We start from the raw sequence: 10,189 nt of genomic DNA, 5'->3' as shown, positions 1-10,189 counted from the left end.
ACCAGCTACCAGGGGCAGTATATTTTTGGCGGCAGTTTGACTTCGACGGCTCCTTACTCCTCCTCGACTTATGATGGGGATGCGACGGTGAACTCGCTGGTGACGCCGAATAACCAGAAGATCCAGTTGAATGTGCCGGGGGCACAGATATTCAATGGCAACGGCAACGCCGCTGTGAGTGTTTTTGGTGCGCTGGATGCGCTGATTGCGGATTACTCCAGCGTGACTTCGACTACTCCACTGAATGAAACTCAGGCTTCAGCCGATACTGCAACGCTGAATTCCGCGTTGAACTGGGTTTCGCAGCAGCGAGTGACGATTGATAACTCGATCAACCAGCTCGGCTCGGCTTCCTCTTCCGCGGCAAGCGAGGGCATCCAGTTAACCTCGGCGCAGACCAACATTATGCAGGCAGATGTGGGGCAGGTTTCGAGCCAGTTAGCTCTCTCCGAGACACAGCAGACAGCGCTTGAGAGTGTGATTGCACAGCTTGGTTCGGGAAGCTTGTTTGATAAGTTGCAGTATTAAGGCTAATTTTCGGTTTACAGAATTACAGATTTACAGTTTCTGAGGGGGGAGCGGTATCCATCCAGCCCGGAAATGAAAACGGCCCGATTCGATGAGAATCGGGCCGTTTTGCCTGCTGATTATTATCGTGGCACAAAAGGGGTTAAATGAGCGCAAAAGTTGTCCACAGATTTGAGATTTATTTTTAGGCATGGATTTGTGGGGGCTGGGATGGACACCTGGCGGTTGCGGCAGCTTTATACTTGAGCGAAGGATTGGAACGGTGTTAGAGCCTCTTCGTTTTGTGTGGAATGCAACTCGTGGTGCGCGGCTGCGGCCTTGGCGCAGTGCTTACCTGCGCTGGCGCATTGAGACGTATTCCGGCAAGTGGGCGGAGAAGATGACAGCCGGCGAGATGCTGGCGTTTGTGTGGCAGGAGCGCTGGGAGCTGCTGAAGTTTCTTTTCTGGACGGGCAGCGTGCAGCGCGAGGCGGAGCGGAAGCACTAAATCCTCTTTACAGGACATGCGAATGGAACCGATGGACGCACGAAGCCGGAAGCGAATCTGGACACGGCGAAAGTTGGGCAAGGCTGCGCTGGCGGTAGCGGGAGCTTCTGTGTTTCCGCAATGGCTGCGGGCAGGAGAGGGCCGCATTATGACGTTTGTGGGCCCGGATACGCTGCGCGCACATGCGGCGGCGCGTGGGTTGTTATATGGCGCGGCGGTGGACCCCGCGTTGCTGGATGTGGATGGCTTTGCAGCGGGTACGACTGCGGATGGATATACGAAGCTTGTGGCCGAGCAGGCGAACATTGTGGTCGCCGAGAATGCAATGAAGTGGCAGGGGCTGCGGCCTACGGCTGGGACGTTTGATTTTACGCAGGCGGACAAGCTGATGCGCTTTGCGGAACTGGCCAGCCAGAAGGTGCGCGGGCACAATCTCTGCTGGCATGAGGCGCTTCCTTCGTGGTTCAAAGAGACGGCTACAAAGGACAATGCACGGAAGCTGCTGACGGACCATATTCAGACGGTGGCAGGGCGGTATCGCGGGCGGATTCATAGCTGGGATGTGGTGAACGAGGCGATTGACCCGAAGGATGGGCGCGGGGATGGGCTGCGGAAGTCGCCCTGGCTTGAGCTGATTGGGCCGGATTACCTGGAGTTGGCGTTTGCTACGGCTGCGCAGGCGGACCCGGCGGCGAAGCTGACTTATAACGATTACGGGATTGAGCTGGATACTCCGGAGGATACGGCAAAGCGCGCCGGTGTACTGATGCTGGTGCGGCGGCTGAAGGCGCGGGGGATTCCAATTCATGCGGTGGGCGTGCAGAGCCATCTGCAGGCTACTCCACCAGCGCCAGGTGCGGGGCTTACGGCGTTTATCCGCGATGTGAAGGCGCTTGGGCTTGAGGTTTACATTACGGAGCTTGACGTAAATACGCATAAGCTGCCGGGTGGGCCGGAGCTGCAGGATGCGGCGGTGACGCAGGTGTATAAGGACTATCCGAGGCTGGTGCTGGCGGAGCCGAATGTGACGGCGCTGCTGACGTGGGGGATTACGAGCGCGCATACGTGGATTAACCAGTCGAAGGAGCCGTGGGCGCGGAGACCGGATGGCGCGTGGCAGAGGCCGCTTCCGTTTGATGACAATCTGCAGCCGCTGTCTGCGTTTGCGGCGTTGCGGGATGCGATAGACGCGACGAGGGCTGTGGTTGCGGAGCCTTTGGGTGGGGTTGTGGCGGCTCCGGTGGCTCCTGCTGCGAAACAGGATGATCTATATAAGCCGTTTACTGTGCCGGGAAGTCCAACTACTAAGCCGCAGTAATGATAGCGGCTTGAAAATTCTTCCCTCAGGGGCTAAAGCCCCATTATCTTTGCTGTCTTTTATGTACGGGCTAAAGCCCGTACCCTTCATAGGGCGAAAGGGGATTGGGTGAGGGGGCTGATTCGAGGAGTGGTCTTTGTGTCTCTGGCGGTTGGCGCGGCGTGCGCGCAGCAGCAGCCTATTCCTCCGCCGGAGCCGCCGAAGCCGTTGCCGGGCGTGGAGCAGAGTGACCAGGTTTTGCGGGTGACTACGAAGGAAGTTCTGGTGCCTACGCTTGTGGAGAAGCATGACGGTAGCGTGGTCTTTGGTCTGGGGCCGAAGGATTTTGTCGTGGAGGACAACGGCGTTCCACAAAAGGTGCATGTGCAGGAGGAGATGGATACCGCCCCGGTGGCGTTGGTGGTTGCGATTGAGCAGGGCGGAATGTCGGCGCTGGAGTTCGACAAGTTTGCGAAGATTGCGCCGTTGCTGGACCAGTTTTTGAGCGATCCGAAGAGCCAGGCGGCGCTGGTGGGGTTTGATTCTGAGCCGCATTTGCTGCGGGATTTTACGCATTCGAGTGATGAGTTGAATGCGAGCTTGCAGAGGATGGAGCCGGGGGATGGCGGGGACGCCATTATGGATACGGTGAGCTATGCGGTGGACCTGCTGAATGATCAGCCGCGGGATTTTCGGCGCGTGGTGCTGCTGATTAGCGAGGCTCGCGATCATGGCAGCAAGCATACGAAGACCACAGCGCTGATTCGGAAGATTGGGCAGTCGGATGTGCTGCTGCTGACGGTTTCGTTTTCGCCGGCTCGGACGGAGTTTCTGCATGACGCGACGAAGGAACCGGATGAGGCTCCGACAATGAGCATGCTTTCTTCACTGGTGATGCTGGTGCAGGCGATGAAGAAGAATGTGACGAAAGAGATTGCCCAGATGAGTGGGGGCGAGTACACAACCTTTACCGGTGATAAGAAGTTTCAGGCGCGGGTGATGGATGCGGCGCGGCATACGCGGAATCGGTATCTGCTTACCTTCAGTCCGTCGGACCCTACGCCGGGGCTGCATACGCTGAAGGTTCGGCTGGCCCAGGATTATGGGGCGCGGATTGTGGCGCGGGCGAATTACTGGGTGGGGGATGAGGCTTCGGTGGGTGGGACGCAATAGCTGACTCTCGACGCCGGGTGGAGGTGAGTCGATGAGCAGGGCCGTGAAATTGGGCATGATTGCTGCGGTGCTCTTCATGCTGGCTTTCTTTTCTGGCGTAAGGCTAGAGAGTCAGGATCCGGTGGAAGAGCTTTTGAAAGAGGCGATTGCGGCTACGGACCACTTGAAGGCGGGCGAGAGGAGGGAAGCTGTCGAGCGGGATTTTGTGCTGGATGGCGGGCTTCAGATTCGCGAGAATTCCCGGTATGTTTTCCGGAAATGCCACTTTATCAAGGTCACCGTGGCGTTTTTGCAGGACGGGAATTCAGGCAGCCGGATAGAGGAGTCGCCTGCGGATAAGGTTCTCAGCGTCTCGAAGCCTTACCTGGAATATCCGTTTATGGATTGAATCCAGTGGACCTTATTGAATTGTCTGGACTTGTGAGCCTGTTTCGGGCCCCATTGGGGTTTCCTGAGAAGGCTTTTCATGGTACTCTCACAATAGACACTTGAGAGTGGACTGAGAACGAAATAGGAGTATCAACGCCGTGCTGGCGACTGCTAAGAAAACCGACCTGATTGAACGCTTCCGCACCCACGCGACGGACACCGGTTCCCCCGAAGTCCAGATTGCAATTCTGAGTGAGCGGATTGGCGAGCTGACTGAGCATTTCAAGACACACAAGAAGGATCACGCATCGCGCCGTGGCCTGTTGCAGCTTGTGAGCAAGCGCCGCCGTCTGCTGGATTACCTGAAGACGCACGACACGGACCGCTACCGCGACGTGATCGGCAAGCTCGGAATCCGCAAGTAAACCCCTCAGAAAGTACACATTGACCTGGAAGCGCCCAGACCGCGGATTGGTCCCGGCCCTGGTTTCCCTCAGAAACCCGGGCCGTGGTGTATCCTGCGAGCTTTTGCCGCAGAGCTTTATGCTCGGTGCTGCATCTGCTCCCCGTGGCCCTGTTTTGAAAAACAGGCCTCGCTCCCCATTCCGCACTTCTTCCCATCATCCGGGCGCCTTTCAACCCCAAATTTCCCAAGCAGAAAAATCAAATGAGTTTCTCGATTTCGAGGAAAGAGGACATTATGTCGACTAAGCATGAAGTAGCCGTCGAGCTTGCCGGCGGTAAGCGACTGGTCTTTGAGACCGGGCGCATGGCCAAGCAGGCCTCTGGCGCCGCTCTTGTCACCCTGGGTGAGACTGTGGTTCTGTCCACGGCTGTGGCGTCTCCCGACCCCCGCGAGGGCATCGATTTTTTCCCGCTCACGGTGGATTACCGCGAGTACACGTATGCCGGCGGACGTATCCCCGGTGGTTTCATCAAGCGCGAAGGCCGTCCGAGCGAGAAGGAAATTCTGACTTCCCGCCAGATTGACCGGCCCATCCGCCCGCTGTTCCCTGACGGTTTCCGCAACGAGACGCAGGTGATTGCCTTGGTTTTCTCCGCGGATAAGGACAACGATCCTGATGTGGTGGCGATTAACGCCGCTGCGGCTGCTGTTGCTCTTTCGGATATTCCGTTTGGCGCGACTGTTGCCGCGGTTCGCGTGGGCCGCGTGAATGGTGAGCTCATCATCAACCCCACCTACGCCGAGCGTCCGCTTTCGACGCTGAACATCATGGTTGTCGGCCACAAGGACGGCATCGTGATGATCGAGTCTGGCGCGAAGGAAGAGGCGGAAGAGGTTATTCTCGAAGCCATTGAATTTGCCCACACGGAAATCAAGAAGATTGTTGCGGCGATTGAAGAGCTGGTTGCCAAGGCCGGCAAGCCGAAGCGCGCGTTTGTGGCTCCGGAGTTTGACGAAGCCTACTACGGCGAGCTGAAGGCAAAGGTTGGCGAGAAGCTGAAGGACGCGCTCGACACCAAGAAGCACGACAAGATTACGAGCTATGCGCTCGTGAAGCAGATTAAGGACGAGCTGGCAGCCGAGATTCCCGCGGATGACACGACCGGTGCGAAGAAGAAGCTTGGCGGCTACTATGAGACGCTGCGTGAGCGCACCTTCCGCGAGCAGGTGACGAAGGACCGCATCCGTCCTGACCGCCGCGCGTTTGATGAGATTCGTCCCATCAGCATTGAGACGAGTGTTCTGCCGCGTACGCATGGCTCGGCCCTGTTTACCCGTGGCGAGACGCAGGCTCTTGTGACGGCTACGCTCGGTACTGCCGATGACGGACAGCGCCTGGAAAGCTACGAGGGTGAGCAGAAGAAGAACTTCATGCTTCACTATAATTTCCCGCCGTTCTCCGTTGGTGAAACAGGACGTATGACGGGCGTGGGACGCCGCGAAGTGGGCCATGGCGCTCTTGCGGAGCGCGCTATTTCGGCTGTGCTTCCTGAGCAGTCTGAGTCGCCTTATTCCTATCGCGTGGTTTCCGACATTCTGGAGTCGAACGGTTCTTCGTCGATGGCTTCGGTCTGCGGTGCTTCGCTGGCGCTGATGGATGCAGGCATCAAGCTCAAGGGCGCGGTTGCAGGTGTGGCCATGGGTCTTGTGAAGGAAGGCGATGATTACGCCATCCTGACCGACATTGCCGGTGCGGAAGACCACTACGGCGATATGGACTTCAAGGTAGCGGGTACTCGCAAGGGTATTACGGCACTGCAGATGGACATTAAGATTGGCGGTCTGACTCGCCAGATTCTGCAGGAAGCGATGGAGCAGGCTCGTCAGGGCCGCATCTTCCTGCTGGATAAGATGGACGCCGTTCTCGACGGACCTCGCACGGAGCGCTCGAAGTACGCGCCGCGCATCGAGACCGTGCAGATTCCGACGGACAAGATTCGCGACCTCATCGGCAAGGGTGGCGCGACCATCCGCGGCATCGTGGAGCAGACGGGCGCCAAGATTGACGTTGACGATACCGGTAAGGTTTCGGTGGCGTCGTCTGACGCGGACGGCCTGAACCGCGCGCTGGCGATGATTAACGACATCACCGCCGTGCCGGAGATTGGCAAGACTTATCTTGGCAAGGTTGTTCGTTTGGCGGAGTTCGGCGCGTTTGTTGAACTGTTCCCCGGCACCGACGGCCTGCTGCACATCTCTGAAATTGCGGAACACCGCGTGAAGGATGTGAAGGACGAGCTTCGCGAAGGCGACCAGGTGATGGTGAAGGTTCTCGCTATCGAAGGCAACCGCATCAAGCTCAGCCGCAAGGCGCTCATCAAGGAACAGAAGGCCAAGCTGGCCGCTGCGCAGGGAACTCCGGTGGAGGAAGAAAGCACCGAAGAAGCCCCCGCTGCTCCGGCTGCGCCTCGTGCGCCGCGTAATGAGTTCGACGAGCGGCAGCCGCGCTCGAACCAGAGCACGATTCTCATTGAAGGCGGAGAGGACTTTGATGATGATGAGGAAGGCGAAGAATTCGACGAGGAGAACGAGCCGAACTTTAACCGTGCGGATGGCGCTCCTGCTCCTGCTGGACAGCAGCAGGCGGGCGGGCGTGGTCCGGCGGGCGGCAGAAACAACCGCCGTCGCCGCCGTCGCGGTGGACGCGGCCCCGGCCAGGGGGGCGGAGGCCATCAGGCGTAAGCACTGACAGAAAAGCCCGGACAGAGATGTCCGGGCTTTTTGTTTTCTGATTGGTTATTCGGCTTCGGCTGGGTCGGGGGCGGAGCTTACACGCTCGATTTTTGCGCCGACGCCGCGAAGCTTTTGTTCGATGTGCTCATAGCCGCGGTCCATGTGGTAGACGCGGTCGAGGACGGAGATGCCGTCGGCGACGAGGGCTGCCAGAACAAGGCTGGCGGAGGCGCGGAGGTCGGAACACATGACGTAGGCTCCGGAGAGGCGCGACTTGCCGCGAACCGTAGCGGTGCGGCCGTCTACCTTGATGTTTGCGCCCATGCGGACGAGTTCCTGCACGTGCATGAAGCGGTTTTCAAAGATGTTTTCTTTGACGTGGCTGGTTCCTTCGGCCTGCGTGACGAGGGCCATGTACTGCGCCTGCATGTCGGTAGGGAAGCCGGGGTACTCTTCCGTGGATATGTCGGCGGCGTGGAAGCCTCCGTTGGGGCGGATTTGGATGGTGTCGGGGCCGGTGACTTCGATGTTTGCGCCGGCTTCCTGCATTTTTGCGATGACTGCGCCGAGGTGTGAGGGGGCGCAGTTGGCGATGGTGAGGCTGCCGTTGGTGATGACGCCGGCGGCGAGGAAGGTTCCGGCCTCGATGCGGTCGGGGATGATGGTGTGATGTGCGCCGTGGAGGCTATCGACGCCCTGTACGCGGATGGTGGAGGTGCCTGCGCCTTCGATTTTTGCGCCCATCTTGGTGAGCAGAGCGGCGAGGTCTACGACTTCGGGCTCGCGGGCGGCGTTCTCCATGAGGGTTTCGCCTTCGGCTAGCGCGGCGGCCATCAGGAGGTCTTCCGTGCCGGTGACGGTGATTTTGTCGAAGACGAGGTGTGCGCCGTGGAGGCGTTTGGCGCGGGCTTCGAGGTAGCCGTGCTCCTGCACGATTTCGGCACCCATCTTTTCGAGACCCTTGATGTGGAGATCGATGGGACGACCTCCGATGGCGCAGCCGCCGGGCATGGCGACGCGGGCGAGACCGGTGCGGGCGACGAGCGGGCCGAGGACCAGCGAACTGGCGCGCATGGTCTTGACGATTTCGTACTTGGCGACGGGGTCGGAGAGGACGGCGCAGCGGATGCGCGTGAGGTGCGGCTCGCCCAGGTCCACGTCTGCTCCCATGGAGGCCAGCAGCTTGCGCTCGGTGGCAATGTCTTTGACCTGCGGGATGTTTTCGAGGACGACTTCGTCTTCAGTGAGGATGGCCGCGGCCATGCAGGGGAGCGCGGAGTTCTTTGCGCCGGAGACGCGGATGGTGCCTTCGAGCGGCGTGCCGCCGGTGATTAGGAATTTGTCCATGGGATTGCTGATACCTCAGAAGATGCCTGAAGTTTCAGTGTAACTAGCTTGCGTGTTTGTATCAGTGTCGAGATATGTACCTTAAAACCTCATGTTGCTGCGGCGAGTAGTCCGAGACGCTGTGCTTTCACCAATCCTTTAACTTTATGGGTGCAACTCTCGGGGCGGAGTGGGGTTCTAACTTTGCATCCGGCTGGTTGGGCTCCCCTTGTTTTCTGGTAATCAAGACTGGCCTGATGGAGAGGTTGTACATGAAATCGCGTAAGGTAGGTTTTGTTCCTAAGGCTGCTTTTGTTCTTGGCGCGCTGCTGGCTTCGGGCGCGGTGTTTGCTTCGGCGCAGGCTGGGCAGGCAGCTCCGGCTGCCGGGGCGCAGGCTTCGCAGACGCCGGATAGCGGTACGCCGCATCACCGGCGTCATGGACGGCATGGGCGCGGGCAGCTTGGGCAACTGGCCAGCACGCTGAACCTGAGCGACGACCAGGTGAACCAGATTAAGCCGATCCTGGCGGACCGCAATACCCAGTTGCGGGCTCTGCGGACGGATACCTCCGTGGCCAAGGCGGATAAGCGCGCCAAGGCGAAGGGCATCATGGATGACTCGAACACAAAAATCCAGGCCGTGTTGAATGACCAGCAGAAGCAGCTTTATACGCAGATCCAGGAGAACCGCAAGGCGCATCATGCGGCCCGGAAGGCGAAGATGGCTGCTCCGGCAGCGGCTCCCAGCGGACTGTAAGCAGGTGGGCAAAAATAAAAGGGGCCCTGAGGGGGCCCCTTTTTATGCAATGTGAGGACTTTTACAGTTCGAGGACGTTGTCTTCGATGGCTAGGCGGACGTTGCCGTCGGATTTGGCGAGGCGGCGGACTGCTTCGGGTTTGTCCACGCCTGCTTTGAGCATGACCAGCGCTACGGGAATGCTGCGGCCTGAGCACTTGATGGTTTCGACGGCGGTGGCGCGGTCAATGTTGCAGGCCTTCATGAGTACGCGGATGCCGCGCTCTACCAGCTTGGAGTTCTGCATGTGTACGTTGACCATGAGGTTTTCGTACACGTAGCCAAGGCGCGTCATGGCTCCGGTAGAGATCATGTTGAGGATCATCTTCTGCGCGGTGGCGGCCTTCATGCGCGTAGAACCGGAGACGACTTCGGGGCCAACTTCTGCAACGATGGCGATGTCTGCCGCGTCTGCGAGCGGCGTGCCGGGGTTGCAGGTTACGGCGGCGGTGTAGGCTCCGCGGGCGCGGGCGTAAGCGGTGGCTGCTACCACGTAGGGCGTGCGGCCTGAGGCTGAGACGCCAATGACTACATCTTTGCGGGTAGGACGGCGGCGGGCGATGTCTCTCTGACCCAGCTCTTCGGAGTCTTCATTTACTTCAACGGAGGAGGCGAGAGCCTTGGGACCGCCGGCCATGAGGTACTGAATCTGGCCCGGTGCGGTGGAGTAAGTGGGAGGACACTCGGATGAATCGAGTGAGGCGATGCGGCCTGACGAACCTGCTCCTACATAGATGAGCCGTCCACCATCGCGAAGGGCGCGGGCAACTTTGTCGATGACCTGCGCGATCTCGGGGATTGCCTTTTTGACTGCGCCGGCAACCTTGGAGTCTTCGTGATTGATGATGCGGGCTATTTCGAGAGCGGACTTGGTATCGAAGCCCTGGGATGCGTCGTTTTGGCTCTCGGTGGTGAGCTGCTGGAGGAGGGATGCGGGGTCTTGACGGGTGGGCGAGTGGTTTGCTGCCGTTTCCGTCTCGTGCGTCACTATTGTTGTGGCCATCGAATCTATCCCTATATCTGGGATTGTACTCCTGCAATGCCACGAAGTGAAACAGTAGAAAATCCGGGTG

At 59.1% G+C, this 10,189-nt stretch carries 10 protein-coding genes; 8 read left to right on the top strand and 2 right to left on the bottom strand.

Annotated features, from left to right (window positions below; genetic code table 11):
• The 7 genes from AC5S3R_RS16570 to pnp all read left to right on the top strand — a co-directional run.
• A partial coding sequence (locus AC5S3R_RS16570) for a flagellin family protein (RefSeq protein WP_494268268.1) occupies positions 1 to 528 on the top strand: 528 nt, incomplete at its 5' end.
• A 262-nt stretch (positions 529 to 790) separates the two neighbouring features.
• Entirely contained in the window at positions 791 to 1,015 is a 225-nt protein-coding gene (locus AC5S3R_RS16565; protein ID WP_494268267.1) for a hypothetical protein, read from the top strand.
• A gap of 22 nt (positions 1,016 to 1,037) precedes the next feature.
• On the top strand, positions 1,038 to 2,333 hold the full coding sequence (locus tag AC5S3R_RS16560) for an endo-1,4-beta-xylanase (RefSeq protein WP_494268266.1): 1,296 nt from the start codon (positions 1,038 to 1,040) through the stop codon (positions 2,331 to 2,333).
• Between the two features lie 138 nt (positions 2,334 to 2,471).
• The gene (locus tag AC5S3R_RS16555) at positions 2,472 to 3,485 is read left to right on the top strand and encodes a VWA domain-containing protein (protein WP_494268265.1); all 1,014 of its coding nucleotides are present in this window, start codon (positions 2,472 to 2,474) and stop codon (positions 3,483 to 3,485) included.
• 31 nt (positions 3,486 to 3,516) lie between these two features.
• The gene (locus AC5S3R_RS16550; RefSeq protein WP_494268264.1) at positions 3,517 to 3,873 is read left to right on the top strand and encodes a hypothetical protein; all 357 of its coding nucleotides are present in this window, start codon (positions 3,517 to 3,519) and stop codon (positions 3,871 to 3,873) included.
• A gap of 139 nt (positions 3,874 to 4,012) precedes the next feature.
• A complete protein-coding gene (gene rpsO / locus AC5S3R_RS16545) occupies positions 4,013 to 4,279 on the top strand; it encodes a 30S ribosomal protein S15 (protein WP_494268263.1) in 267 nt (88 codons plus the stop codon).
• Between the two features lie 275 nt (positions 4,280 to 4,554).
• Positions 4,555 to 7,002 (top strand): polyribonucleotide nucleotidyltransferase, encoded by a 2,448-nt coding sequence (pnp, locus tag AC5S3R_RS16540; RefSeq protein WP_494268262.1) that lies wholly within the window; start codon positions 4,555 to 4,557, stop codon positions 7,000 to 7,002.
• 54 nt (positions 7,003 to 7,056) lie between these two features.
• Here the strand turns inward: pnp and murA are convergent, their stop codons facing one another.
• Positions 7,057 to 8,340 carry a UDP-N-acetylglucosamine 1-carboxyvinyltransferase gene (gene murA / locus AC5S3R_RS16535; protein WP_494268261.1) on the bottom strand — a complete coding sequence of 428 codons (1,284 nt, stop codon included), beginning with the start codon at positions 8,338 to 8,340 and terminating at the stop codon, positions 7,057 to 7,059.
• 251 nt (positions 8,341 to 8,591) lie between these two features.
• Here murA and AC5S3R_RS16530 point away from each other — a divergent pair, with 251 nt between their 5' ends.
• Positions 8,592 to 9,077, top strand: coding sequence for a hypothetical protein (locus tag AC5S3R_RS16530; protein WP_494268260.1), 486 nt, complete (start codon positions 8,592 to 8,594; stop codon positions 9,075 to 9,077).
• Positions 9,078 to 9,138: 61 nt separating this feature from the next.
• On the opposite strand, the gene murQ is transcribed toward AC5S3R_RS16530, so the two are convergent.
• Positions 9,139 to 10,119, bottom strand: a complete 981-nt coding sequence (murQ, locus tag AC5S3R_RS16525; protein ID WP_494268259.1) for an N-acetylmuramic acid 6-phosphate etherase — start codon at positions 10,117 to 10,119, stop codon at positions 9,139 to 9,141.
• Positions 10,120 to 10,189: the final 70 nt, after the last annotated feature.

The organism is Occallatibacter sp. FHG110214_02 (assembly GCF_059115385.1).
Note: the sequence above shows the minus strand (reverse complement) of the source record. Positions and strands in the feature narration are given on the sequence as shown.

What these genes read in the sequence shown, in the direction of transcription:
- murA (WP_494268261.1), bottom strand. Translation starts at nt 8,340, where the DNA reads ATGGACAAATTCCTAATCACCGGCGGCACGCCGCTCGAAGGCACCATC.
- AC5S3R_RS16560 (WP_494268266.1), top strand. Translation starts at nt 1,038, where the DNA reads ATGGAACCGATGGACGCACGAAGCCGGAAGCGAATCTGGACACGGCGA.
- murQ (WP_494268259.1), bottom strand. Translation starts at nt 10,119, where the DNA reads ATGGCCACAACAATAGTGACGCACGAGACGGAAACGGCAGCAAACCAC.
- AC5S3R_RS16550 (WP_494268264.1), top strand. Translation starts at nt 3,517, where the DNA reads ATGAGCAGGGCCGTGAAATTGGGCATGATTGCTGCGGTGCTCTTCATG.
- pnp (WP_494268262.1), top strand. Translation starts at nt 4,555, where the DNA reads ATGTCGACTAAGCATGAAGTAGCCGTCGAGCTTGCCGGCGGTAAGCGA.
- AC5S3R_RS16530 (WP_494268260.1), top strand. Translation starts at nt 8,592, where the DNA reads ATGAAATCGCGTAAGGTAGGTTTTGTTCCTAAGGCTGCTTTTGTTCTT.